Here is a 23,586-nt window from a genome sequence, read left to right on the forward strand (position 1 = left end):
TGATTCAATTCTCTCGACGGTCTCAGTTCACAGCGGACGTCGCTTCGACATGTCGTGGCAGGGTCACTCGGATCCGGGTGCCACGTTGGCTCTTGGTATCGGCCGGGCTGTCGATGGTGATCTGTCCATAATGCTCTTCCACGATGGAATAGACCAGAGCGAGGCCCAGGCCGGTTCCCTCGCCAGGATCCTTGGTGGTGAAGAAGGGTTCGAACAGGCGATCCATGATGTTTTTCGGGATACCGCTGCCTTCGTCCTCGACGATCAGGTCCACGGTATGTTCGCTGGCCTCGCTGCGTACCCGCACCGCCGCGCCGGCCGGGGAGGCGTCGCGGGCGTTGGAGAGCAGGTTGATCAGCACCTGGGCGAGGCGCTGCGGATCGCCCTCGACCCAATGTTCCGGGTCGCACAGGTTGAAGAACTGCACTTCGAAATTGCGTCTGTTCAGCGCCAGCAGGCCGATGGCGTCCTGCGCCACTTCGGCCAGGCATACCGGTTCGTCGCTGTGCTGGTGGCTGCCGGCGTGGGCGAAACTCATCAGCGACTGGACTATGCGCGAGATGCGCTTGGTCTGTTCGAGAATCTGGCTGCTCAGCTCGGTGATTTCGCCGTCGTCCTCGCGCTCTTCGCGCAGGTTCTGCGCCAGGCAGGCGATCCCTGTTACCGGGTTGCCGATCTCGTGGGCGACGCCAGCAGCCAGGCGCCCGATGCTGGCCAGACGCTCGGAATGCACCAGCTTGTCTTCGAGCATCTGGGTTTCCGTAAGGTCTTCCACCAGCAGCACCAGGCCGCTGTTACCGGGGGCCAGCGGCTCGTCGATGGCCGCCTTGTGCAGGTTCAGCCAGCGGGTCTGGCCGTCCAGGGCGAGGCGCTGCTTGTGCAAGTGCTCGTCGGGCACGTTGATGAAGCCCAGCAGCAGGCCGCGCCAGGGCTCGACGATGGTGCTGAGGCGCGAGCCGACCACGCGCTTGGCGGGAATCCCGGTCAGCTCTTCCATGGCCTTGTTCCACATGAGGATTTCCTGGTCCTTGGCCAGGGAACAGACGCCCATCGGCAGTTCCTGCAGGGTCTGCCGGTGATAGCGGCGCAGCGCATCGAGCTCGGCTGCCAGGCCAGTGAGGCGTGAGTGGTAGTCCTCGAGACGGCTTTCGATGAAGTGAATGTCTTCGGTGACGTAGTTCTCGCTGCCGGACTTGTAGGGCAGGAAAGTTTCCACCATGTCCTGTGCCACGCTCGGCCCCATCAGGCCGGACAGGTTGGCCTCGATGCGGTCGCGCAGGCGGCGCAGGGCATACGGGCGGCGTTCGTCGAACGGCAGGTAGAGATCGCGCAGTGCCTGTTCGACTTCCTTTTGCGCTGCCTTGGCCCCCAACGGCTTGGCCAGTTGCGTGGCGAACTCCTGTGGCGAGGCGGCATGCAGCTCGCGTCGTTGCGGGCGGCGGACATTGTCCACCGCACAGGCTTCGGCGGCGCCGACTTCCTCGGAGCTGGCGTTGGTGAACAGGGAAATCAGGGTGAACAGCAGCACGTTCGCCGCCAGCGAGGCGATGGCCGCCATGTGCCAGCTGGTGTCGTCGAGCACGTAGATCATGTTCAGCAACGGGATGTAGAAGCCCTGCAGGTTGCCGACCAGCGGCAGCAGCATGGTCACCATCCACACGGTGATCCCGGCAAGCAGGCCGGCGATGAAGCCGCGGCGGTTGGCGGTCGGCCAGTACAGCACCGAAAGCACGCCGGGCAGGAACTGCAAGGTGGCGACGAAGGCGACGATGCCGAGGTTGGCCAGGTCCTGTTGCGCACCGAGCAGCAGGTAGAAGCCGAAACCGGCGGCGATGATGGCGACGATCAGCGCGCGGCGGGTCCACTTCAGCCAGCGGTAGATATTGCCTTCGGCCGGTGGCTGGTACAGCGGCAGCACCAGGTGGTTGAGGGCCATGCCCGACAGCGCCAGGGTAGTGACGATGATCAGCCCGCTGGAGGCCGATAACCCGCCGATATAGGCGAGCAGGGCCAGGGACTGGTTGTTGGCGGCGATGCCCAGGCCGAGGGTGAAGTATTCCGGGTTGGTGCTGGCGCCGAGCTTCAGGCCGGCCCACAGGATCAGCGGCACCGCCAGGCTCATCAGCAGCAGGAACAGCGGCAGGCCCCAGCTGGCGCTGACCAGCGAGCGCGGGTTGAGGTTTTCGGTAAAGGCCATGTGATACATGTGCGGCATGACGATGGCCGAGGCGAAGAACACCAGCAGCAGGGTGCGCCATGGACCTTCCTGCAACGGCGTGTGCAGGGCGGCGAGGGCGGTCTGGTTCTGCAGCAGCCAGACCTCCAGCTGATGCGGACCGCCGAACACGCCGTACAGCGCATACAGACCGATCCCGCCGAGGGCGAGGAGTTTGACCACCGACTCGAAGGCGATGGCGAAGACCAGGCCCTCGTGCTTCTCGCGGGTGGCGATGTGCCGCGAGCCGAAGAAGATGGTGAACAGCGTGATCATCGCGCAGAAGGCCAGGGCCACGCGGCTCTTCACCGGCTCGCCGGTGAGGATGCTGATGGAGTCGGCCACCGCCTGGATCTGCAGGGCCAGCAGCGGCAGCACGCCGATCAGCATGAACACCGTGGTCAGCGCGCCGGCCCAGGTACTGCGAAAGCGGAAGGCGATCAGATCGGCCAGGGACGAGAGCTGGTAGGTGCGGGTGATCTTGAGGATCGGGTAGAGCAGCACCGGCGCTAGCAGGAAAGCCCCGGAAACCCCGAGGTAACAGGCGAGGAAGCCGTAGCCATATTGGTAGGCGAGGCCGACCGTACCGTAGAAGGCCCAGGCGCTGGCATAGACGCCGAGGGACAGGGTGTAGGTCAGGGGATGACGGATGATCGCCCGGGGGATCATGCCGCGTTCGCTGATCCAGGCCACGCCGAACAGCACCAGCAGGTAGGCGGCACTGATCAGGATCATCTGGGTCAGGCTAAAGCTCATCGGCATCACGTTGGCTCTGCAGGATAAAGGTCACGACGATCAGGATCAGCCAGAGCAGGTAAGGGCGATACCAGGCACCGGTCGGCTCGATCCACCAGTCCATGATGGCCGGGGAAAACAGGTAGATCCCCACGACCAGAAGCAGGACCAAACGATAGATGTACATGCTGGCCTCGATGGAATTCCGCGCTGCGAACTGGATTTATTATTGGCGCAAAACGCGGGTGATGGTAACGGAAGGGCGGGCGCCTGCAAACGGGCAGGCGAATATGACCCAAGAGGTTGAATCTATTGGCCTTTCTTTTTTCCGGCAAGCACTCAGCGCAGCTCCGCCTCGGGGAGGGTCAGGCTGCGCGGAATCGCTTGCGCATCCCAGTGCCGGGCCGCGTGGGTCAGCAGTTCGGCGGGAAGGGCTTCGCCCATGGCGGGATCGGTGGCCTGTCCCAGGGCGCGCAGGGCCCTCAGCAGCAAGGGCGTGGCCTGCTCTGCCGGTAGCGGCGCCGAGCGGTAGGACTTGCCCAGCTTGTGGCCGTCCGGCTGGATGATCAGCGGGACATGCAGGTAGCGCGGTTGCGACAGCCCCAGCAGCTCCTGGAGATACAGTTGGCGCGGCGTGTTATCCAGCAGATCGGCGCCACGCACGATATCGGTCACTCCCTGCCAGGCATCGTCGAGTACCACCGCCAGTTGGTAGGCGTACAGGCCATCGCGGCGCTGGATGACGAAGTCGCCGACTTCCTTGCCCAGATGTTGCTGAAAATGCCCCTGGACCCGGTCGGTGAAGCTGTAGGTCAGTTCCGGCACGCGGATACGAATGGCGGCGTCTTCCCGCTCATGGCCGAGGTTGCGGCACAGTCCCGGATAGATGCCGTTGCAGCCCTCCAGTTGCTTGCGCGAACAGGTGCAGGCATAAGCCAGGCCCTGGCGGAACAGGCGCTCGATTACTTCGGCATAGGCTTCGTGGCGGTCATGCTGGTAGACCACCTCGCCGTCCCATTCCAGGCCGTAGCTTTCCAGGGTCTTGAGAATCGCGGCCTGGGCGCCGGGGGCTTCTCGCGGCGGGTCGATATCTTCCATGCGCAGCAGCCACTGGCCGCCGACCGCACGGGCATCAAGCCAGGAGGCGAGGGCCGCGACCAGCGAGCCGAAGTGCAGGAAACCACTGGGGGTAGGGGCGAAACGCCCAATGTAGCGGGAGTCGGTCATGGTCTGGGCAGGCTGTATAAATGAAACGGGGCGCATGATGCGCCCCGTTCTGTCGGAGTGAGGGATCAGCCTTTGCCGATCGTCTTTTCCTTCTTCTCCGCGAGTTCCTTGCAGTCGAAGCACAGGTCCGCAGTCGGACGGGCTTCCAGGCGACGCAGGCCGATCTCGATACCGCACTGCTCGCACCAGCCGTACTCGTTGTCCTGGATCTTCTGCACGGTCTTGTCGATCTTCTTGATCAACTTGCGCTCGCGGTCGCGGTTACGCAATTCCAGGGCGAACTCTTCTTCCTGGCTGGCACGGTCGGCCGGGTCGGGGAAGTTGGCGGCTTCATCCTTCATGTGGTCCACGGTGCGATCCACACTCTGCATCAGATCCTGTTTCCAGGCATTCAGCAGTTTGGTGAAGTGCTTCTTCATGGGCTCGCCCATGTACTCCTCACCTTTGGTCTCCACATAGGCATCGACACCGTACATGGAATGACCGGCTTTTTGCTTTTCTACGGTGGACATGAATAGACCGCCTCTCACTCATCTGATCCAATGCGCAGGCATGTTTCCATATCCGGCGACCGCCGGCCCTGCGACTGCGAGCCGCCGAACTTACCAGATAGGATCGGGGTGCGCTACTCCCGGTTATCTCCGGTAGGACAGCGGGGTTTACCCATACGTTCGCCGCAGTGCGCGGTTAGAATCATCAGTCTAGTCCCGATTGAGAGAAGGCCAATGGCTCAGCCCTACAGTGCGCGCAGTCGCGCCATCGAACCCTTTCACGTGATGGCGCTGCTGGCGCGGGCCAACGAATTGCAGGCCGCCGGCAACGACGTCATTCACCTGGAGATCGGCGAGCCGGACTTCACCACCGCCGCGCCCATCGTCGAAGCCGGCCAGGCCGCGCTGGCCGCCGGACATACCCGCTACACCGCAGCCCGCGGGCTGCCGGCGTTGCGCGAGGCGATCGCCGGCTTCTACGGGCAGCGCTACGGGCTGAACATCGACCCGCAGCGCATCCTCATTACTCCCGGTGGTTCCGGTGCGCTGCTGCTGGCCAGCAGTCTGCTGGTGGACCCGGGCAAGCACTGGCTGCTGGCCGACCCGGGCTACCCATGCAATCGGCATTTCCTGCGGCTGGTGGAAGGCGGAGCGCAATTGGTGCCGGTGGGGCCGGAGGTCAACTACCAGCTCAACGCCGACCTGGTGGAGCGCTATTGGGACCACGATACCGTCGGTGCCCTGGTCGCTTCGCCGGCCAACCCGACCGGTACCGTGCTCGATCGCGACGCGCTGGCCGGGCTGTCCCGGGCAACCCGTGCGCACAACGGCCACCTGGTGGTGGACGAGATCTACCACGGGCTGACCTACGGCATGGATGCGCCAAGCGCCCTGGAAGTCGACGACCAGGCGTTCATCCTGAATAGTTTCTCAAAATATTTCGGCATGACCGGCTGGCGCCTGGGTTGGCTGGTAGCGCCACCGGCGGCGATTCCCGAGTTGGAGAAGCTGGCGCAGAACCTCTATATCAGTGCACCGAGCATGGCTCAGCACGCTGCGCTGGCCTGTTTCGACCCGCGCACCATCGAAATCCTCGAAGAGCGCCGCGCCGAATTTGCCCGTCGCCGCGATTTCCTCCTGCCGGCCCTGCGTGAGCTGGGCTTCGCTATCAGCGTGGAGCCCCAGGGCGCCTTCTACCTTTACGCCGATATCAGCAAGTTCGGCGGCGACGCTTTCGCCTTCTGCCGACACTTCCTCGAAACCGAACACATTGCCTTTACCCCGGGCATCGATTTCGGCCGGCACCAGGCCAGCCATCACGTGCGTTTCGCCTACACCCAGAGCCTGCCGCGCCTGCACGAGGCCGTGGAGCGGATCGCCCGGGGCCTGCGGAGCTGGCAAGGCTGATGGAATTTACCCCGTTGCTCGAAGAAGCTCGTCTGCTGAAACGCTACAAGCGCTTCCTCGCTGATATTGAATTGCCCAGCGGCGAGCAGATGACCATCCACTGCCCGAACACCGGGTCGATGCTCAATTGCATGAAGGAGGGCGGGCAGGTCTGGTTCAGTCGCTCCGGCGATCCCAAGCGCAAGCTGCCCGGCACCTGGGAGATCAGTGAAACTCCGCAAGGGCGCCTGGCTTGCGTGAACACCGGGCGGGCCAATGCCATTGTCGAGGAAGCGCTGCGAGCTGGCGTGATCAGCGAACTGGCCGGTTTCACCTCGCTACGCCGCGAGGTGCCCTATGGCGAGGAAAAAAGCCGCATCGACTTCCAGCTGACCTACGACACCGGGCTGGCCTACGTTGAAGTGAAAAGCGTGACCCTCGGTTTTGACGGTGATACCACGGCGGCCTTTCCCGACGCGGTGACCCAGCGCGGTGCCAAGCACCTGCGCGAGCTGTCTGCGCTGGCCCGCCAGGGTGTCCGTGCGGTGCAGCTCTATTGTGTGAACCTGACCGGCATCGAAGCGGTACGTCCGGCCGAGGAGATCGATCCGGGCTATGCCACGGCCTTGCGCGCTGCGGTGCTCGACGGTGTCGAGGTGCTGGCCTACGGTGTAACGCTGGATAACCACCAGGTACGCATCGACCGGCGGCTGCCGGTGCTGCTCAATCCCTGAGCCAGATGCCCTGGCTGTCTTCGTGGCAGTCCAGGGCTTCGAGAAGCTCGCCCTCGCAAGGCCCGGCCACGCATTCACCGCTCTCGACAAGGAATAGCGCGCCATGGTGGGCGCAGGCGATCAGGCTGGCGCTGCTGTCGAGAAAATCGTCCGGCTGCCAGTTCAGCGGGATGCCACGATGGGGGCAGCGGTTGCGGTACAGATGGACCCGACCCTGGTGGCGGACGCCCAGCAGCTCCATGCCGGCGTGGCTGAATCCACGGCTCTGGCCTTCGCCCAGTTCGCTGGACGCGCAGAGAAGATGCATGGGGGAGGCTCCGTGACGAATGCAGGCAGCTTGACGCTTAAATGCAAATAATTATCAAATTGCGAGCCCAGAGGGCGTCGGGCGCCTTTATACCTTGTCCGTCGCCTACCTCATACCTTCATGCACAGGAAGCTCCACCATGCGCCGATATGCCAGCCTGATCGCCCTTTGTATCGGGCTTGTGTTCAACCCGGCGCAGGCCGAGCAACTGCCGCAGCGCTGGGTCAGTGCCGGTGGTGCGCTCAGCGAATGGATCGTCGAGCTGGGGGCGGAATCCCGTTTGGTGGGGGTCGATACCACCAGCCAGCACCCGCAATCCCTGAAGGCTTTGCCGAGTATCGGTTACCAGCGCCAGTTGTCCGCCGAGGGTGTGTTGAGCCTGCGTCCGGACGTGCTCGTGGGAACCGAGGAAATGGGGCCGCCACCGGTGCTGGCGCAGATCCGCGGGGCCAAGGTGCGTGTCGAGCTGTTTTCCAGCCAGGCCGACCTGGAGGCCGTGCATGGCAACCTCAAGCACCTGGGCGAGTTGCTGGGCAAGCCAGAGCAGGCCGAACAGCGCTTTGTCGACTATCGCCAGCAGCTTGATGCCCTGAAGGCGAAGGTCAAGGCGGTCCAGGCCAGCGCAGGTGCGCCGGGGGTGATCCTGCTGGTCGGCCATGCGGGGGCCAAGCCGATGATCGCCGGCAAGGGCACCGCTGGCGACTGGCTGATCGAGCAGGCCGGCGGGCGCAATCTGGCGACCAACGACGGTTACAAGAATTTCTCTACGGAAACCCTGGCGGCCTTGAATCCCGAGGTGGTGGTGGTTTCCGACCGCGCCCTGACCGGCGACGCTGCGCTGCAAGCGCTGATCAAGGAAAACCCGGCGCTGGCCGCTTCCCGTGCGGTGCGCGAGAAACGCCTGATCGATCTTGACCCGACCCTGCTGGTCGGCGGTCTCGGCCCGCGTCTGCCGGCCAGTCTGCAAGCGCTGGCGCAGGCCTTCTACCCGGCGGCCAAGGCGCAACTGGCGCCATGACCCGACTGGTCAGCCCGCGCACCCTGTTCATCGCCCTCGGACTGCTCTGCCTGCTGGCGGTCTGGTTGTCGCTGGCACTCGGTCCGGTCAGCCTGCCATTGATCGATACCCTGCGCGTCGGCTTGCGCCTGCTCGGACTGCCGGTCAACGGCGATGGTCTGGAGCAGGCAGAACTGATCCTCGGGCAGATTCGTTTGCCGCGTACCTTGCTCGGCCTGGCGGTAGGGGCAGTACTGGCCTTGGCCGGGGTGGCGATGCAGGGACTGTTCCGCAACCCTCTGGCGGATCCGGGGCTGGTGGGGGTGTCCAGTGGTGCGGCGCTTGGCGCGGCGATTGCCATTGTCGGCAGCACCTGGGTAGGCGGCGTGCCGGAGGTGTTCGCGCCTTATTTGCTGTCGCTGTGTGCTTTTCTCGGTGGCCTGGGGGTGACCGCGCTGGTCTACCGGCTTGGTAGCAAGGAGGGGCAGACCAGCGTCGCCACCATGCTGCTGGCGGGCATCGCCCTGACCGCACTGGCCAGTTCGGCGGTCGGTCTGTTCACTTACCTGGCGGACGATGCCACCCTGCGTACCCTTACTTTCTGGAACCTCGGCAGCCTCAATGGCGCCAGCTACCAGCGGTTGTGGCCACTGGTGCTGGTGGCGACCGGCGTGGCCCTCTGGCTACCGCGTCGGGCCGAGGCGCTGAACGCCTTGCTGCTCGGCGAGTCCGAGGCGCGGCACCTGGGCTTCGAGGTGGAAAAACTCAAGCGCGAGCTGGTGTTCTGCACCGCCCTGGGGGTAGGTGCGGCGGTGGCGGCGGCGGGGTTGATCGGCTTTATCGGCCTGGTGGTTCCGCATCTCGTGCGCCTGTTGGCGGGGCCTGATCACCGCGTGCTGCTGCCGGCATCCTTGCTGGCTGGTGCTTCGCTGCTGCTGTTCGCTGATCTGATCGCGCGCCTGGCATTGGCGCCGGCGGAGTTGCCGATCGGTATCGTTACTGCCTTCATCGGTGCGCCGTTCTTTCTCTATCTGCTGTTGCGGGGGCGTGCCTGATGCTTCAGGTGAGTGATCTGCAGGTCATTCGCGGGCACAAGACCGTGCTCGATGGCGTCAGCCTCGATGTGGCCCCGGGGCAAGTGCTGGGTGTGCTTGGCCCCAATGGAGCCGGCAAGAGTACCTTGCTCGGTGCGCTGTGCGGGGAGTTGTCAGCCCATCGTGGCCGGGTTCTGCTGCATGAGCGGCCGTTGGCCGATTGGCCGGGACAGGAGCGGGCCCAGCGCCTGGCGGTATTGCCACAGGCGTCGAGCCTTGGCTTTGCTTTCCGGGTCGAGGAAGTGGTGGGCATGGGGCGGTTGCCTCATCGCACCGGGCAGGTTCGTGATCGGGAGATCGTTACCGCGGCGCTTCAGGCCGCCGATGCGCTGCACCTCGCCGAGCGCAGCTACCTGGCGCTGTCTGGCGGTGAACGCCAGCGCGTGCACCTGGCGCGGGTCCTGGCGCAGCTCTGGCCGGGCGAGGCTGGGCGGACACTGCTGCTCGACGAACCGACGTCCGCGCTTGATCCTCTGCATCAACACACTACGCTCCAGGCGGTACGTGGCTTTGCCGACCGTGGTGCTGCCGTGCTGGTGATCCTGCACGATCTGAACCTGGCGGCACGCTATTGTGATCGCATTCTGCTGCTGGAAAACGGCCGGCCCTATGCTTTCGACACCCCCGAGCAGGTATTGCAACCGGGTGCGCTGAAGGCGGTGTTCGGTCTCGATGTATTGGTCCAGCGTCATCCTGAGCGGGGGCATCCGCTCATCATTGCCCGATAGGAGTTGTGCATGCCCAGGCCCCAAACGTTCGCCATCGTGTTGTTGCTGGCCTGGGGGCTGGCGGGATGTCAGTCCAGCGCGCCATCGTCATCCCTGCCGTTGCCGCCGCTTCCGGCCTGGCAAAGCCCGGAAGGGCGCGAGCATGCCGACCTGGGGCAGATTCGCGAGACCGCCACTGGCCAGTTGCTGACTGCGGAGCAACTGGTTCAGCGCCTGGCATCTGTACCGCGGGTGCTGGTCGGCGAGCAGCACGACAACCCCGATCACCATGCCCTGCAGCATTGGCTGCTGCAGGCGCTGAACCAGCAGCGGCCACAGGGCAGCCTGCTCCTGGAAATGCTTGAGCCGGTGCAGCAGGTCAAGGTCGACCTGGTTCGCCAGCAACAGCCTTTGCCGACCGACCTGGCCAGTGCCATTGACTGGCGCCAGGGCTGGGACTGGAAATTCTATGCGCCGATCGTTCGTCAGGCCTTTGCCGATGGCTACCCGGTTCTGGCTGCCAATCTCGACCGTGGGGAAATGGCGACCATCTATCGCAATCCGCCGCCACTCGCTGGGCCACGTTCCACGACTCCTGCGGTCCGCGAGGTGTTGATGGACGAGGTGCGCGCCGGTCACTGCGGCATGCTCCCGGAAAACCAACTGCCTGCGATGCTCGCCGTGCAGCAGCAGCGCGACCGGCGTATGGCCGAACGCCTGCTGGCTGCGCCGGCCCCGACGTTGCTTCTGGCGGGTGGCTATCACGTGCGCAAGGACGTAGGTGCTCCGCTGCACCTGGCTGACCTGGGGGCAGAGCAGGGCAGCCTGGTGTTGATGCTGGCCCAGGTGGGTGACGAAGTGAGCGCGCAGATGGCTGATTACGTCTGGTACACCGCCGCCTTGCCGAAGAAGGACTACTGCGCTGATCTCCGATGAGCAAATCGCGGGCAAAAAAAGACCCGGCAAAGTGCCGGGTCAATAACCGTGATTAGCCTGATGAGGAGATAATCTGAGAGTCCGAACCAAGGGCTTTCAGCTTATCCAACCAGTCTCGCGACCAGTTGTGATAATCATAACGATTCTCATTTCGAAGTCAACGGGCTAATTCATAAAATCTCAATTTTTTTTCCGCAGGCTCGTTGCATCGAGTTGCTGGTTCAGCGCTTCCTTGCGTTCGGCGGGAATATCGTTCCAGTGCACATCCAACAGCGCGCCTTCTATGGCGTACAGCAGCACCTTCGATGCCCGGAATCCCCGTGTGCGTACCGCCCGATAGGCATCCACCGCGCCCAGGCGGCGGAGGTCCGATGCGCTGTGGATGCCTACTGCGTGCAGCCACTGCGCCGAGGTCTTGCCAAGATTCTTCAGGTGCTGGAGTTCATCGTTCATCAAGCCTCCTTGCGCCGGCTGAACGGGTCTTGTGGAGGAAGTCGTGGAATATCAATCAGGAGTGTAGCGGCACTTGGCAATAACGCGGCTAATTGCCAGTGCCGCCGGGAAGGCCGTGATCCGCCGGCGGACAAGGCATGTCGAGGCGCCGGCTTTAGCGCGTGTGATAGCGCAGCCGAGTGCCGAACTTGACCGACATGAGGATTTCGTCGGCACTCAGTTCACGGGGGAAGTAGGTTCCGGAGATTTGCGCATGGGCCAGGCTGGCACCTTCGAGTGGCACATTCTGCAGGTCCAGCCCGCGCAGGTCGGAGGCGCGGAAATAGGCGTCGCGGAAGTCGATGCCGGTGGTGTCGAGGTCACGCAGGTCGAGGCCGCGGAAGTCACCACCGCGAAAGTCGATGCTGGCGTCCTTGGGCTTTTCGCGGTTGAACCCCGCGATGTCCTCGTTGTGAATCAATGCATACAGCGAACTGTCCAGTAGCCGTGGCTGATTCATGGTGAGCGCCTCGTAGTTGGTCGCCGGGGGAGGCGACCAGATACTGGCATTATAGTGTCACTTGCTCCGGAGGCCGCAGAGCAGAGGCGTGAAGTGTGGACTGCTTCACGCCTGCTATGGGTTACAGGCCTGGCAGGCGCTGGCGGATCTGCTCGATCAGGGTGTCGAGGCTGGTGCTTTCGTTGGTTTCCACGCGTTTGCTTTGCAACAGTTCGTCGGCGCTGAGTGCATCACGGCTGGCCTGTTGGGCTGCAATGACTTCCAGGGTGGCATCGGAAGGATCGTTCTGTTCCGCCTGGCGCTGAGCCAGCCAACTGGCGATCACCGCCTCGGGCGCGTTGCAGTCGAGGATCAGGAAGGGCACGCCGGTTTCGCTGGCGATGTCGGCGGCGGCCTGGCGCTGCGCTTGTTTCAGGTAGGTGGCGTCGATTACCACCGGGAAGCCTGCGCGCAGGATTATTGCGGCCAGTTGGTGCAGACGCTCGTAGGTGGCCTGGCTGGCGTCGCTGCTATAGATGCCGGCTTGCAACCCCCCTTGCGCTGCGACTTGCTGCTCTCCGAACAGGCGCTTGCGCTCCACGTCCGAGCGCAGGCGGATGGCGCCGAGAGATTCGACCAGGCGCATGGCCACATGGCTCTTGCCCACGGCTGAAACACCATGGGTAATCGCCAGCAGGCGCGAAGGAATGGCGCTGTAGCTTTCTGCCAGGTTGGCGTAGTTGCGGTACTGGCGCAGGGTTGTGGCGCGCTGTACGCCGTCGGCATCGGCTGGCAGGCTGAACAGAGCGACCTTGGCGCGCACCAATGCACGGTAGGCTTTGTAGAAATTGAGCAGTTCCAGCCCGGCATAGTCGCCGGTCAGCTCCAGGTACTGGCTGACGAAACGGCGAGCCAGGCACTTCAGGCCGCGGTCTTCGAGGTCCATGGCGAGGAATGCGGTGTCGGCGTAAACGTCGGTCAGGCGGAACGGCTCATTGAATTCGATGCAGTCGAAGATCACCACTTTGCCGTCGATCACGGTGGCGTTGCCCAGGTGGATATCACCATGGCATTCACGAATGAAGCCCTGCGCCTTGCGCGACTCCAGCAGCGGGTGGAGGCGGTCGAAGCTGCTGCGGGCCCAGGCTTGCAGGGCGTCGAGTTGCTGCAGGTCGGCCTTGTCGCTGAGGAATGGACGGATCTGCTCGAAGTTCTGTTCAACCGGAGCCATCACGCTTTCCGGGGTGCCCAGCGGGTGCTCGACGGCAACCCGTGGTGCTTGCAGATGGAATTCGGCGATCTGCCGGGCCATCTGGTCGATGTGGGCGGCGGTCAGTTCGCCATTGGCCTGCAGGGTGCTGAGCATCTGCTCCTGGGGGAACTGGCGCATTTTCAGGGCGAATTCGATTGGCTCGCCTTCTCCCCCGAATCGTGGGGTTTCTGCGCTGCCGGTGATCGGCAGGACGTCCAGGTACAGGCCTTCGGTAAGGCGCTTGTTCAGGCGCAGTTCTTCGTTACAAAAGTGTTCACGAGCGGACAGTTCGGTGAAGTCGAGGAAGCCGAAATTCATCGGTTTCTTGACCTTGTAGGCGTAGTCGCCAGTGAGCACGACCCAGGAAATATGCGTCTCGATAACCCGGAAATCCTTTACGGGATGCGGGTACAGGGCGGGGTTCTGCAGGGCTGCGATCAAGGCTTGGCTCACGGGCGATCCTTCCGGGGCAAATGGGATTCTAATCGGCCATTATGGCGGCAAGCATGCCGTCTGGAAACCGCCGGAGGGCGTCTGTCGATGAACGATAAAGTGCGTATAATCCGCGCCCATGACACGTACCCGATCTTCCCGTACCCCTAAAAAACAAGCGTCCGGCCGCTCTCGCGCCTGGCTCGGCTGGCTCATCAAGCTCAGCCTGGTCGGCCTGGTAGTGCTGGCCGGTTTTGCCGTCTATCTCGATGCCGTTGTCCAGGAGAAATTCTCCGGCAAGCGCTGGACCATTCCGGCCAAGGTGTATGCCAGGCCACTGGAATTGTTCGTTGGCCAGAAGCTGAGCAAGGACGATTTCCTTGTCGAGCTCGATGCCCTTGGCTATCGCCGCGAAAGTGCGGTCAACGGCCCGGGTGCAGCGTCGGTGAATGGCAACACCGTCGACCTGAACACTCGCGGCTTCCAGTTCTATGAAGGCATGGAGTCGGCGCAGAAGGTCCGGGTGCGCTTCTCCGGTGACTACGTGGCCGGTCTCAGTTCGGCCAATGACGCCAAGCTGGCGGTGGTGCGCCTGGAGCCGCTGCTGATCGGCGGCCTGTATCCGAAGAATCTCGAAGACCGCATCCTGATCAAGCTCGATCAGGTACCGCCCTACCTGCTGGAAACCCTGGTGGCGGTGGAGGACCGGGACTTCTACCACCACTTCGGCGTATCGCCCAAGTCCATTGCCCGCGCGGTCTGGGTCAATACCTCGTCCGGCGCCATGCGCCAGGGTGGCAGTACCCTGACCCAGCAGTTGGTGAAGAACTTCTTCCTGACCAACGAGCGCAGCCTCAGCCGCAAGCTCACCGAAGCCATGATGGCGGTGCTGCTTGAAATGCATTACGACAAGCAGGAAATCCTCGAGGCCTACCTCAACGAAGTCTTCATCGGCCAGGACGGTCAGCGCGCGGTGCATGGCTTCGGCCTGGCCAGCCAGTTCTTCTTCAGCCAGCCGCTGTCGGAGCTGAAACTTCATCAGGTGGCCTTGCTGGTCGGTATGGTCAAGGGGCCGTCCTACTACAACCCGCGGCGTTATCCGGAGCGTGCCCTGCAACGCCGCAACCTGGTCCTCGACCTGTTGGCGGAGCAAGGTGTCGCTACACCGGAGGCCATCGAGGCGGCGAAGAAAATGCCGCTGGGCGTGACCAAGCGCGGCAGTCTGGCCGACAGCTCCTTCCCGGGCTTCCTCGATCTGGTCAAACGCCAGCTGCGCCAGGACTATCGCGACGAAGACTTGACCGAAGAAGGCCTGCGCATCTTCACCAGCTTCGACCCGATCCTGCAGATGAAAGCCGAGTCGTCGATGGCCGACACCTTCAAGCGCCTGGCCGGGCGCAAGGGTGCCGACGAAGTCGAGGCGGCGATGGTGGTAACCAACCCGGAAACCGGCGAGGTCCAGGCCCTGATCGGTAGCCGCCAGGCCGGGTTTGCCGGCTTCAACCGGGCAATCGATGCGGTGCGGCCGATCGGCTCGTTGGTCAAGCCTGCGGTCTACCTGACTGCGCTGGAGAAACCGAGCCAATACACCCTGACCAGTTGGGTCCAGGACGAGCCGTTCTCGGTCAAGGGCGCCGATGGCCAGGTCTGGAAACCGCAGAACTACGATCGTCGGGCCCACGGCACCATCTATCTGTACCAGGGCCTGGCCAACTCCTACAACTTGTCGACGGCCAAGCTGGGCCTGGAACTGGGCGTGCCGAACGTGCTCAAAACCATTGGGCGACTGGGTGTCGAGGTCGACTGGCCGGCATTCCCGTCCATGCTCCTCGGCGCTGGAGGCATGTCGCCGATGCAGGTGGCGACCATGTACCAGACCCTTGCCAACGGTGGCTTCAATACGCCGATGCGCGGCATCCGTAGCGTGCTGACCGCCGAAGGCGAGCCGCTCAAGCGTTATCCGTTCCAGATCCAGCAGCGTTTCGATCCGGGCTCCATCTACCTGGTGCAGAACGCCATGCAGCGGGTGATGCGCGAGGGTACCGGGCGCTCGGTCTACAGCGTGTTGCCGAGCTCGCTGAACCTGGCGGGCAAGACCGGTACCAGTAACGACTCCCGTGACAGCTGGTTCGCCGGCTTCAGCCAGGACTTGCTGGCGGTGGTCTGGCTCGGTCGCGACGACAACGGCAAGACGCCGTTTACCGGTGCAACCGGTGCCTTGCAGGTATGGACCAGCTTCATGCGCAAGGCCGATCCGCTGCCGCTGGACATGCCGCAGCCGGACAACGTTGTTCAGGCCTGGGTCGATCCACATACCGGCCAGGGCTCCGATGCGAGCTGCCCCGGAGCGGTACAGATGCCTTATATTCGCGGAAGCGAGCCGGCCGCTGGCACGGCCTGCGGCGGTGAACAGAACCCTGCCGAGTCGGTCATGGACTGGGTCAAGGGCTGGATGAATTGATCGGCGATAGCCAAGAGGATGTGACGTGAATAAATGGTGGTTTCCTGCCCTGACGGCGCTGGCATTGCTCAACGGTTGCGCCACCGTGCAGCGCGGTTCGATCCCGGTGGTGGATTCGGGCACCCGGGTTTCCAACAGTGAGCGGGTCCAGGCCAGTCGTGGCAACACTGCGCAGGTGCGTAGTGGCACTAGCCAGAACCAGTCGCTCCCGCAGGACAGTGGTGTGACCGTGATGATCCCGCAAGGCAGCGGTGCGGCACCGATCCAGACCTTCCCGGCGTCTACTGCGCCGTCGGGGATCAGCACCGGGCCGATCGTTCCAGGCCCCACCACTTCGCAGCCGTTCACACCGCAGGGCAGCACTGGCGGTTACACGGTGCCGTCCGCCCCGACCGGTATTCCGAAGGTGAACAGTGGTTCGGGTGGCCTTTCGGCTGATGAGCAACTGGACGGCCCCGTGCTTGCACTGCTGACCACTGCCCAGCAGCAGCAGGGTAGTGGCGACTACAACGGAGCTTCGTCGAGTCTTGAGCGCGCCCAGCGCATTGCGCCACGTGAGCCGCAGGTACTTTACCGCCTGGCCCAGGTTCGCCTGGCACAGGGTGATGCCGCGCAGTCCGAGCAACTGGCGCGCCGTGCGCTGACTTACGCCAACGGTCGTCCCGACCTGCAGGCCGGCTTGTGGAACATCATTGCCCAGGCCCGCGAGAAACAAGGTGATGCTGCCGGTGCCGCCCTGGCCCGCCAGAAAGCCCAGGCGACTCTGTGATGGACCCGCGCATCCTGGATATTGCCGATCACCTGTTGCTGATCGAGCGGGAGTTGCATGTGCAGGGGTGGTGGAGCGAGCAGGCGCCGAGCGCCGAGGCGCTGGCCAGTACCGTGCCCTTTGCGGTCGATAGTCTGAGCTTCGAAGAATGGTTGCAGTGGATCTTCCTGCCGCGCATGAAGCAGATCATCGAGCACGGTCTGGCACTACCCAATGCCTCGGGCATCCTGGTGATGGCCGAGACGGTATATGTCGATCGTCCAGAGGAAAGTCGCGAGTTACGCAGGCTGCTGGCGGAGTTCGACCAATTGATAAGTCCATCTGCCTGATTTGCTTGCCGTTTATCGATCGGGGCCGCTTTTGCGGCCCCGTTTCGTTGCGCCAGGGGCCGGGGAGGGGTAGGGCAAACGTTTCCGCCCGGCTGGCAAAGGCGCTGTGGCGGAATTTAAACCGTGAAGTCACTTGACTTGCGCAGTTCGAATCACAACAATCCGAAGTCCGCTGTAGGGGGACTGCCAGAAGCAGACCCGCTAAGCAGATCATGAGGCGCACACCCGCGCCGACCTGTTACACCCCGCAACGCGTTACCTCGCGCTGGGTGGGAAGACCCCGCAACACTTTGGGGCGCTCCCAATACTTGCTCAGTCAGTGCTGACGTAGTGGCAATTTCGTCGCTCATGCTCTGCTTGGCAGTAAACCTATTAAGACCCGTTCCGGAGCGAACGGTATTCTGGCGTTTTAGAGGTGAACAACGTGGAGCTTTTATCCGGCGCTGAAATGGTCGTCCGCTTCTTGCGTGACGAAGGCGTTAAGCACATCTATGGGTACCCTGGTGGTGCTCTCCTTCATGTTTACGATGCCCTGTTCAAAGAACCGGAAGTGAGCCACATCCTGGTTCGCCACGAGCAGGCTGCTACCCATATGGCGGACGGTTATGCCCGTGCCACCGGCAAGGCCGGCGTGGTACTGGTGACCTCCGGTCCGGGCGCGACCAATGCCATCACCGGCATTGCCACCGCGTACATGGACTCCATCCCGATGGTCATCCTCTCCGGTCAGGTGCCTAGCACCATGGTCGGTACCGATGCCTTCCAGGAAACCGACATGATCGGTATTTCCCGGCCCATCGTGAAGCACAGCTTCATGATCAAGCACGCCTCGGAAATCCCGGAAGTCCTGAAGAAAGCCTTCTACCTCGCCCAATCCGGCCGTCCAGGTCCGGTGGTCGTGGACATTCCGAAGGATATGACCAACCCGGCCGAGAAGTTCGAGTACGTCTATCCGAAGAAGGTCAAGCTGCGTTCCTACAGCCCGGCCGTCCGTGGTCACTCCGGCCAGATCCGCAAGGCTGCCGAGATGATCCTCGCCGCCAAGCGCCCGATCATCTACGCCGGTGGCGGTGTGATTCTCGGTGCTGGTTCCGAGCCACTGACCGAGCTGGCGCAACTGCTGAACGTGCCGGTCACCAACACCCTGATGGGGCTTGGCAGCTACCCGGGTACCGATCGTCAGTTCGTCGGCATGCTGGGCATGCACGGCAGCTACACCGCCAACCTGGCGATGCACCATGCCGATGTGATCCTCGCTGTCGGTGCGCGCTTCGATGACCGTGTGGTCAACGGCCCGGCGAAGTTCTGCCCAAGCGCCAAGATCATCCATATCGATATCGACCCGGCGTCGATCTCCAAGATGATCAAGGCCGACGTACCAATCGTCGGTCCGGTCGAAAGTGTTCTCACCGAAATGCTCGCTGCAGTTCGCGAGATCGGCGAGAAGCCTGAAAAGGCAGCACTCGACGCCTGGTGGAAGCAGATCGAAGAATGGCGTGGTGATCGCGGCCTGTTCCCTTACGACAAGGGCGACGGCAGCGTCATCAAGCCACAGACCGTGATCGAGACTTTGTGCGAAGTCACCAAGGGCGACGCCTTCGTCACTTCCGACGTCGGTCAGCACCAGATGTTCGCGGCGCAGTACTACCGCTTCAACAAGCCGAACCGCTGGATCAACTCCGGTGGCCTGGGCACCATGGGCTTCGGTTTCCCGGCGGCCATGGGCGTCAAGCTGAACTTCCCGGATGCCGACGTGGCATGCGTGACCGGCGAAGGCAGCATCCAGATGAACATCCAGGAACTGTCGACCTGCCTGCAGTACGACCTGCCGGTGAAGATCGTCAACCTGAACAATGGTGTGCTGGGAATGGTTCGCCAGTGGCAGGACATGTCCTACAACAGCCGTCACTCGCATTCCTACATGGAGTCGCTGCCTGACTTCGTCAAGCTGGCCGAGGCCTATGGTCATGTGGGTATCCGCATCACCAGCCTGAAGGATCTCAAGCCCAAGCTCGAAGAAGCCTTTGCCCTCAAGGATCGCCTGGTGTTCATCGACATCCAGGTCGACAACAGCGAGCACGTCTATCCGATGCAGATCAAGGATGGTTCGATGCGCGACATGTGGCTGAGCAAGACGGAGCGGACCTGATATGCGGCACATTATTTCCCTGCTGTTGGAAAACGAACCCGGTGCCCTGTCCCGCGTCGTCGGCTTGTTCTCGCAACGCAACTACAACATCGAAAGCCTGACCGTAGCGCCAACCGAAGACCCGACCCTGTCGCGTCTGACGCTGACCACGGTTGGCCACGATGAGGTGATCGAGCAGATCACCAAGAACCTGAACAAACTGGTTGAGGTGGTCAAACTGGTCGACCTGTCGGAAAGTGCTCATATCGAGCGCGAGCTGATGCTGGTCAAGGTGAAAGCCACTGGTGCCCAGCGGGCCGAGATCAAGCGCACCACCGATATCTATCGTGGGCAGATCGTCGACGTCAGTGCCAGCGTTTACACCGTGCAACTGACCGGTACCAGCGACAAGCTCGACAGTTTCATCCAGGCAATCGGCACTGCGTCCATTCTGGAAACCGTGCGCAGCGGTGTCACCGGCATTGCCCGTGGCGACAAAGTGCTGAGCATCTAACTCGACAAAATTAGCGAATGGCCTGAACAAGGCCGAGATAACCAGGGGTATTTCATGAAAGTTTTCTACGACAAAGACTGCGATCTCTCGATCATCCAGGGCAAGAAAGTTGCCATCATCGGTTACGGCTCCCAAGGCCACGCCCAGGCGTGCAACCTGAAGGACTCCGGTGTGGATGTCACCGTCGGTCTGCGTAAAGGTTCGGCTACCGTTGCCAAGGCTGAAGCCCACGGCCTGAAAGTCGCTGACGTTGCTACCGCCGTCGCTGCTGCCGACCTGGTCATGATCCTGACCCCGGACGAATTCCAGGGCACCCTGTACAAGAACGAAATCGAGCCGAACATCAAGCAGGGCGCAACCCTGGCCTTCTCCCACGGCTTCTCGATCCACTACAACCAGGTCGTTCCTCGCGCCGACCTGGACGTGATCATGATCGCGCCGAAAGCTCCGGGCCACACCGTTCGCTCCGAGTTCGTCAAAGGTGGCGGTATCCCTGACCTGATCGCCGTTTACCAGGACGCTTCTGGCAACGCCAAGAACGTCGCTCTGTCCTACGCTGCTGGCGTTGGTGGTGGCCGTACCGGCATCATCGAAACCACCTTCAAGGACGAGACCGAAACCGACCTGTTCGGTGAGCAGGCCGTTCTCTGCGGCGGTACCGTCGAGCTGGTCAAGGCCGGTTTCGAAACCCTGGTCGAAGCTGGCTACGCGCCAGAAATGGCCTACTTCGAGTGCCTGCACGAACTGAAACTGATCGTCGACCTCATGTACGAAGGCGGTATCGCCAACATGAACTACTCGATCTCCAACAACGCCGAGTACGGTGAGTACGTCACCGGTCCGGAAGTCATCAACGAAGAATCCCGCAAGGCCATGCGCAACGCTCTGAAGCGCATCCAGGACGGCGAGTACGCGAAGATGTTCATCTCCGAAGGTGCAACCAACTACCCATCGATGACCGCCAAGCGTCGTAACAACGCTGCCCACGGCATCGAGATCATCGGCGAGCAACTGCGCTCGATGATGCCTTGGATCTCGGCGAACAAAATCGTCGACAAAACCAAGAACTGATTGGTTTTGATGCAATGAAAACGCGGCTTCGGCCGCGTTTTTTCATTTCGGGGGTCAGCTTCTGGTATAAGCTTTCCATCCGTTTGTCGGCGAACCCTCGCCGCGAACCTTTGTCGAAACTTTCCAAACCGTTGCAAGGTAATCTCCATGAGCGAACGTCCCGAAGAGCCGAACAAGGCCTCTGACGCCGAAAGCCTGCTACCGATCGATGAGCATGTCGAAGAAGGGCATGACGCCGAAGGACGCAAAGTCCGTCACCGCGGCATCTACTTGCTGCCCAACCTGTTCACCACTGCGAACCTGTTCGCCGGTTTCTATTCGATCATCAACTCCATGAGTGCCCAGAGTGCTCTGAGTGCCGGTGATCCGCGCGAAGCGAGCAAATATTTTGCCTTCGCCGCTATCGCCATCTTCGTTGCCATGGTGCTTGATGGTCTGGATGGTCGCGTTGCACGCATGACCAATACCCAGAGCGCCTTCGGTGCCGAGTACGACTCCCTGTCCGACATGGTTGCCTTTGGTGTTGCGCCGGCATTGCTGGCCTTTGGCTGGGCTCTGGGGGACATGGGCAAGGTCGGCTGGATGGTCGCCTTCATCTATGTCGCGGGTGCTGCACTGCGTCTGGCCAGGTTCAATACCCAGGTGGGCAAGGCCGACAAGCGCTACTTCATCGGTCTGGCCAGCCCTGCTGCTGCAGGCGTCGTCGCTGGTACGGTGTGGGCCTTCAGCGACTACGGCATCCAGGGGTCGAAGCTTTCGTTCCTGGTGGCGCTGCTGGTTGCTGGTGCAGGAATGCTGATGGTCAGCAATATCAAGTACAACAGCTTCAAGGAGCTGGACCTGAAGGGCCGCGTGCCATTCGTGGCGATCCTCGCCGTGGTCCTGGTGTTCGCCGTGGTCTTCAGTGATCCGCCGCGCATCCTGCTGCTGATCTTCCTGGCTTACGCGGCGTCCGGTCCGGCTCAATATTTGTTACGCATGCGCCGGCGGAAAAACGTCGATTAGGGCTGCAATATTTTCCAGACTCCGTAGTCTACTGCTGCATCTGTCCAGTGGTTCTGCGGAGTCATCATGCTGATCAAATCCCCACGGGCTTCCGACTGTTCCGAGTCGGAAGTCACGCCTGAGTCGTTCTATCTTTCCCGTCGTTCCCTGTTGGGCGCTTCCATGGCCGGACTGGCTGTTGCCGGGCTGCCTGGTTGGGCTAGAGCGGCTGAGGCTTCGCGCTACGCTGATGTAGACAGTGGCTCCGCACCAGGCTGGTTTGTCGAGAAGCTGCCAGGAACTCGCTGGCAGGCAGTGACGGTGAACGACGAGGCGATCACGCCGTTCAAGGACGCAACTCATTACAACAACTTCTATGAGTTCGGAACCGACAAGGGCGATCCGGCCGAGAATGCTGGCAGCCTGCCAACTTCGCCATGGACCGTGGTCATCGATGGTGAGGTAGGCAAGCCGGGGCGTTATGCCCTGGAGGATTTCGTCAAACCGTACCAGTTGGAGGAGCGGATCTATCGGTTGCGCTGTGTGGAGGCGTGGTCGATGGTCATTCCTTGGTTAGGGTTCCCGCTGTCAGCGCTGCTCAAGGAGGTCGAGCCGACCTCCAAGGCGAAGTACCTGCGGTTCGAGACGCTCCAGGATCCCAAGCATATGCCGGGGCAGCGCTCTGGCTTCGCCCTGATCGACTGGCCATATATAGAAGGGCTGCGTCTGGACGAGGCGATGAATCCGCTGGCGATATTGGCCGTAGGTATGTATGGCCGTGAGCTGCCCAACCAGAACGGTGCGCCGCTGCGTCTGGTGGTGCCTTGGAAATACGGCTTCAAGAGCATCAAGTCGATCGTGCGTATCAGTCTGGTGAGCGAGCAGCCGCAAACCACCTGGCAAAAGATTGCGCCGGACGAGTATGGTTTTTACGCCAACGTCAATCCAACGGTCGATCATCCGCGCTGGACGCAGGCGCGAGAGCGGCGTCTGCCCAGTGGGCTGTTCAGTCCCAATGTGCGTGAGACGCAGATGTTCAACGGCTACGCCGATGAAGTGGCGGCGCTGTATTCCGGTCTTGATCTGCGGAAGAACTATTGATGCGTTATCCCCTGTTTCGCTTGTGCGTCTTTGTTCTTGCGGCAGTGTGGCCGTTGCTGTGGCTTTACCAGGCGTGGATCTTCGCTTTGGGGCCTGATCCGGGAAAGGTGCTGGTTGATCGCCTTGGGTTGGGCGGATTGATTTTTCTGTTGATCACCCTGGGAATGACGCCGTTGCAACGTGTGACGGGCTGGGCAGGGTGGATCGTGGTGCGCAGGCAGTTGGGGTTGTGGTGCTTTGCCTATATAGCTTTGCATCTGAGTGCCTATCTCTTCTTTATCCTTGGGCTCGACTGGGGGCAACTGGCGGTCGAGTTACGCAAGCGGCCCTACATCATTGTTGGTGTGCTGGGGTTTCTTGGGCTTATCGCTTTGGCTGTGACTTCCAATCGCTATAGCCAGCGCAAGCTTGGATCGCGTTGGAAGCGGCTGCACAAGCTGGTCTACGTGATCCTCGGGCTGGGATTGCTGCATTTCCTGTGGATTGTGCGGGCAGACCTGAAGGAATGGAGTGTCTATGCCTTGATCGGTGTTGGTTTGTTGCTGCTGCGAATCCCGAGCGTATTCCAGCGTCTTCCCCGGATTGCGGGGCGAAAGGCAGGGGCGGTAACAAAAGTTTAAATAAGTGCTTGACGCCCCGTTTTATCTCTCTATAATTCGCCCCACTTCCGGCGCAGTCGGAACGGAAAGCTCCTTTGGAATCAACGAGTTGAACGTTCCAGGCAGTATCAGAAGTGCTTCGGTCTTCTCCGAAAGCGGTTGAAAAAGGTGGTTGACAGCAGGTTG

General features: G+C 62.1%; 23 protein-coding genes. 15 read left to right on the forward strand and 8 right to left on the reverse strand.

Translation table 11 applies throughout. From position 1 onward, the window contains the following. Positions 1-22: 22 nt before the first annotated feature. From ACODSK_RS14615 to dksA, 4 genes are all read right to left on the reverse strand, one after another. A complete protein-coding gene (locus tag ACODSK_RS14615; protein WP_489017026.1) occupies positions 23-2,977 on the reverse strand; it encodes a sensor histidine kinase in 2,955 nt (984 codons plus the stop codon). After that, a complete protein-coding gene (locus ACODSK_RS14620; protein ID WP_003250005.1) occupies positions 2,961-3,137 on the reverse strand; it encodes a hypothetical protein in 177 nt (58 codons plus the stop codon). Before ACODSK_RS14620 ends, ACODSK_RS14615 begins: the two co-directional genes overlap by 17 nt. Before the next feature lie 152 nt (positions 3,138-3,289). Then, a complete protein-coding gene (gene gluQRS, locus ACODSK_RS14625) occupies positions 3,290-4,177 on the reverse strand; it encodes a tRNA glutamyl-Q(34) synthetase GluQRS (RefSeq protein WP_489017028.1) in 888 nt (295 codons plus the stop codon). 65 nt (positions 4,178-4,242) lie between these two features. Next, complete coding sequence (gene dksA, locus ACODSK_RS14630; protein WP_489017030.1) at positions 4,243-4,689, reverse strand: RNA polymerase-binding protein DksA; 447 nt, start codon at positions 4,687-4,689, stop codon at positions 4,243-4,245. 213 nt (positions 4,690-4,902) lie between these two features. On the opposite strand from dksA, the gene ACODSK_RS14635 reads away from it, so the two are divergent. Beyond that, complete coding sequence (locus ACODSK_RS14635; protein ID WP_489017032.1) at positions 4,903-6,075, forward strand: pyridoxal phosphate-dependent aminotransferase; 1,173 nt, start codon at positions 4,903-4,905, stop codon at positions 6,073-6,075. Next, on the forward strand, positions 6,075-6,788 hold the full coding sequence (gene sfsA, locus ACODSK_RS14640) for a DNA/RNA nuclease SfsA (RefSeq protein ID WP_489017034.1): 714 nt from the start codon (positions 6,075-6,077) through the stop codon (positions 6,786-6,788). Before ACODSK_RS14635 ends, sfsA begins: the two co-directional genes overlap by 1 nt. Here sfsA and ACODSK_RS14645 read toward each other — a convergent pair. Then, positions 6,778-7,095, reverse strand: coding sequence for a Rieske (2Fe-2S) protein (locus tag ACODSK_RS14645; RefSeq protein ID WP_489017035.1), 318 nt, complete (start codon positions 7,093-7,095; stop codon positions 6,778-6,780). The genes sfsA and ACODSK_RS14645 overlap by 11 nt on opposite strands. A 139-nt stretch (positions 7,096-7,234) precedes the next feature. On the opposite strand from ACODSK_RS14645, the gene ACODSK_RS14650 reads away from it, so the two are divergent. Genes ACODSK_RS14650 through ACODSK_RS14665 form a run of 4 tightly spaced genes read left to right on the forward strand, consistent with a single transcriptional unit; the run spans position 7,235 to position 10,829 of the window. Then, positions 7,235-8,113 (forward strand): heme/hemin ABC transporter substrate-binding protein, encoded by an 879-nt coding sequence (locus ACODSK_RS14650; RefSeq protein WP_489017037.1) that lies wholly within the window; start codon positions 7,235-7,237, stop codon positions 8,111-8,113. Between the two features lie 50 nt (positions 8,114-8,163). Next, complete coding sequence (locus ACODSK_RS14655) at positions 8,164-9,147, forward strand: FecCD family ABC transporter permease (RefSeq protein WP_489017061.1); 984 nt, start codon at positions 8,164-8,166, stop codon at positions 9,145-9,147. Then, positions 9,147-9,914, forward strand: a complete 768-nt coding sequence (locus ACODSK_RS14660; protein WP_489017039.1) for a heme ABC transporter ATP-binding protein — start codon at positions 9,147-9,149, stop codon at positions 9,912-9,914. Before ACODSK_RS14655 ends, ACODSK_RS14660 begins: the two co-directional genes overlap by 1 nt. A gap of 9 nt (positions 9,915-9,923) precedes the next feature. Then, on the forward strand, positions 9,924-10,829 hold the full coding sequence (locus ACODSK_RS14665; protein WP_489017041.1) for a ChaN family lipoprotein: 906 nt from the start codon (positions 9,924-9,926) through the stop codon (positions 10,827-10,829). 180 nt (positions 10,830-11,009) lie between these two features. Here the strand turns inward: ACODSK_RS14665 and ACODSK_RS14670 are convergent, their stop codons facing one another. The 3 genes from ACODSK_RS14670 to ACODSK_RS14680 form a co-directional block, all read right to left on the reverse strand. Further along, entirely contained in the window at positions 11,010-11,282 is a 273-nt protein-coding gene (locus ACODSK_RS14670; protein WP_009398805.1) for a TfoX/Sxy family protein, read from the reverse strand. A gap of 154 nt (positions 11,283-11,436) precedes the next feature. Continuing rightward, on the reverse strand, positions 11,437-11,781 hold the full coding sequence (locus ACODSK_RS14675) for a pentapeptide repeat-containing protein (protein ID WP_489017042.1): 345 nt from the start codon (positions 11,779-11,781) through the stop codon (positions 11,437-11,439). 121 nt (positions 11,782-11,902) lie between these two features. Next, on the reverse strand, positions 11,903-13,465 hold the full coding sequence (locus ACODSK_RS14680; protein ID WP_489017044.1) for a bifunctional aminoglycoside phosphotransferase/ATP-binding protein: 1,563 nt from the start codon (positions 13,463-13,465) through the stop codon (positions 11,903-11,905). A 118-nt stretch (positions 13,466-13,583) separates the two neighbouring features. Here ACODSK_RS14680 and mrcB point away from each other — a divergent pair, with 118 nt between their 5' ends. From mrcB to msrQ, 9 genes are all read left to right on the forward strand, one after another. Then, positions 13,584-15,905 carry a penicillin-binding protein 1B gene (gene mrcB / locus ACODSK_RS14685; RefSeq protein WP_489017046.1) on the forward strand — a complete coding sequence of 774 codons (2,322 nt, stop codon included), beginning with the start codon at positions 13,584-13,586 and terminating at the stop codon, positions 15,903-15,905. Positions 15,906-15,930: 25 nt separating this feature from the next. After that, positions 15,931-16,674 (forward strand): tetratricopeptide repeat protein, encoded by a 744-nt coding sequence (locus tag ACODSK_RS14690; protein WP_489017047.1) that lies wholly within the window; start codon positions 15,931-15,933, stop codon positions 16,672-16,674. Next, positions 16,671-17,003 (forward strand): YqcC family protein, encoded by a 333-nt coding sequence (locus ACODSK_RS14695; protein ID WP_489017049.1) that lies wholly within the window; start codon positions 16,671-16,673, stop codon positions 17,001-17,003. Before ACODSK_RS14690 ends, ACODSK_RS14695 begins: the two co-directional genes overlap by 4 nt. A gap of 424 nt (positions 17,004-17,427) precedes the next feature. Further along, a complete protein-coding gene (locus ACODSK_RS14700; RefSeq protein WP_489017051.1) occupies positions 17,428-19,152 on the forward strand; it encodes an acetolactate synthase 3 large subunit in 1,725 nt (574 codons plus the stop codon). Between the two features lies 1 nt (position 19,153). Then, positions 19,154-19,645, forward strand: a complete 492-nt coding sequence (gene ilvN, locus ACODSK_RS14705) for an acetolactate synthase small subunit (RefSeq protein WP_042125802.1) — start codon at positions 19,154-19,156, stop codon at positions 19,643-19,645. A 54-nt stretch (positions 19,646-19,699) separates the two neighbouring features. Further along, on the forward strand, positions 19,700-20,716 hold the full coding sequence (ilvC, locus tag ACODSK_RS14710) for a ketol-acid reductoisomerase (protein ID WP_489017053.1): 1,017 nt from the start codon (positions 19,700-19,702) through the stop codon (positions 20,714-20,716). Positions 20,717-20,863: 147 nt separating this feature from the next. Continuing rightward, positions 20,864-21,721 (forward strand): CDP-diacylglycerol--serine O-phosphatidyltransferase, encoded by an 858-nt coding sequence (gene pssA / locus ACODSK_RS14715; protein ID WP_489017055.1) that lies wholly within the window; start codon positions 20,864-20,866, stop codon positions 21,719-21,721. A 66-nt stretch (positions 21,722-21,787) separates the two neighbouring features. Then, positions 21,788-22,801 carry a protein-methionine-sulfoxide reductase catalytic subunit MsrP gene (gene msrP, locus ACODSK_RS14720; protein ID WP_489017056.1) on the forward strand — a complete coding sequence of 338 codons (1,014 nt, stop codon included), beginning with the start codon at positions 21,788-21,790 and terminating at the stop codon, positions 22,799-22,801. Next, positions 22,801-23,421 carry a protein-methionine-sulfoxide reductase heme-binding subunit MsrQ gene (gene msrQ / locus ACODSK_RS14725; protein WP_489017058.1) on the forward strand — a complete coding sequence of 207 codons (621 nt, stop codon included), beginning with the start codon at positions 22,801-22,803 and terminating at the stop codon, positions 23,419-23,421. Before msrP ends, msrQ begins: the two co-directional genes overlap by 1 nt. The last annotated feature ends 165 nt before the right edge of the window (positions 23,422-23,586 follow it).

The sequence above is a fragment of the Pseudomonas sp. FG98 genome, from assembly GCF_057808595.1.

Excerpts from the sequence above, each read along its gene's own strand:
- msrP (WP_489017056.1), top strand. The coding sequence starts at position 21,788 with ATGCTGATCAAATCCCCACGGGCTTCCGACTGTTCCGAGTCGGAAGTC.
- ACODSK_RS14635 (WP_489017032.1), top strand. The coding sequence starts at position 4,903 with ATGGCTCAGCCCTACAGTGCGCGCAGTCGCGCCATCGAACCCTTTCAC.
- ACODSK_RS14645 (WP_489017035.1), bottom strand. The coding sequence starts at position 7,095 with ATGCATCTTCTCTGCGCGTCCAGCGAACTGGGCGAAGGCCAGAGCCGT.
- gluQRS (WP_489017028.1), bottom strand. The coding sequence starts at position 4,177 with ATGACCGACTCCCGCTACATTGGGCGTTTCGCCCCTACCCCCAGTGGT.
- pssA (WP_489017055.1), top strand. The coding sequence starts at position 20,864 with ATGAGCGAACGTCCCGAAGAGCCGAACAAGGCCTCTGACGCCGAAAGC.
- ACODSK_RS14670 (WP_009398805.1), bottom strand. The coding sequence starts at position 11,282 with ATGAACGATGAACTCCAGCACCTGAAGAATCTTGGCAAGACCTCGGCG.
- ilvN (WP_042125802.1), top strand. The coding sequence starts at position 19,154 with ATGCGGCACATTATTTCCCTGCTGTTGGAAAACGAACCCGGTGCCCTG.
- ilvC (WP_489017053.1), top strand. The coding sequence starts at position 19,700 with ATGAAAGTTTTCTACGACAAAGACTGCGATCTCTCGATCATCCAGGGC.
- ACODSK_RS14665 (WP_489017041.1), top strand. The coding sequence starts at position 9,924 with ATGCCCAGGCCCCAAACGTTCGCCATCGTGTTGTTGCTGGCCTGGGGG.
- ACODSK_RS14650 (WP_489017037.1), top strand. The coding sequence starts at position 7,235 with ATGCGCCGATATGCCAGCCTGATCGCCCTTTGTATCGGGCTTGTGTTC.
- mrcB (WP_489017046.1), top strand. The coding sequence starts at position 13,584 with ATGACACGTACCCGATCTTCCCGTACCCCTAAAAAACAAGCGTCCGGC.
- ACODSK_RS14620 (WP_003250005.1), bottom strand. The coding sequence starts at position 3,137 with ATGTACATCTATCGTTTGGTCCTGCTTCTGGTCGTGGGGATCTACCTG.
- ACODSK_RS14615 (WP_489017026.1), bottom strand. The coding sequence starts at position 2,977 with ATGCCGATGAGCTTTAGCCTGACCCAGATGATCCTGATCAGTGCCGCC.
- ACODSK_RS14675 (WP_489017042.1), bottom strand. The coding sequence starts at position 11,781 with ATGAATCAGCCACGGCTACTGGACAGTTCGCTGTATGCATTGATTCAC.
- ACODSK_RS14660 (WP_489017039.1), top strand. The coding sequence starts at position 9,147 with ATGCTTCAGGTGAGTGATCTGCAGGTCATTCGCGGGCACAAGACCGTG.
- msrQ (WP_489017058.1), top strand. The coding sequence starts at position 22,801 with ATGCGTTATCCCCTGTTTCGCTTGTGCGTCTTTGTTCTTGCGGCAGTG.
- dksA (WP_489017030.1), bottom strand. The coding sequence starts at position 4,689 with ATGTCCACCGTAGAAAAGCAAAAAGCCGGTCATTCCATGTACGGTGTC.
- sfsA (WP_489017034.1), top strand. The coding sequence starts at position 6,075 with ATGGAATTTACCCCGTTGCTCGAAGAAGCTCGTCTGCTGAAACGCTAC.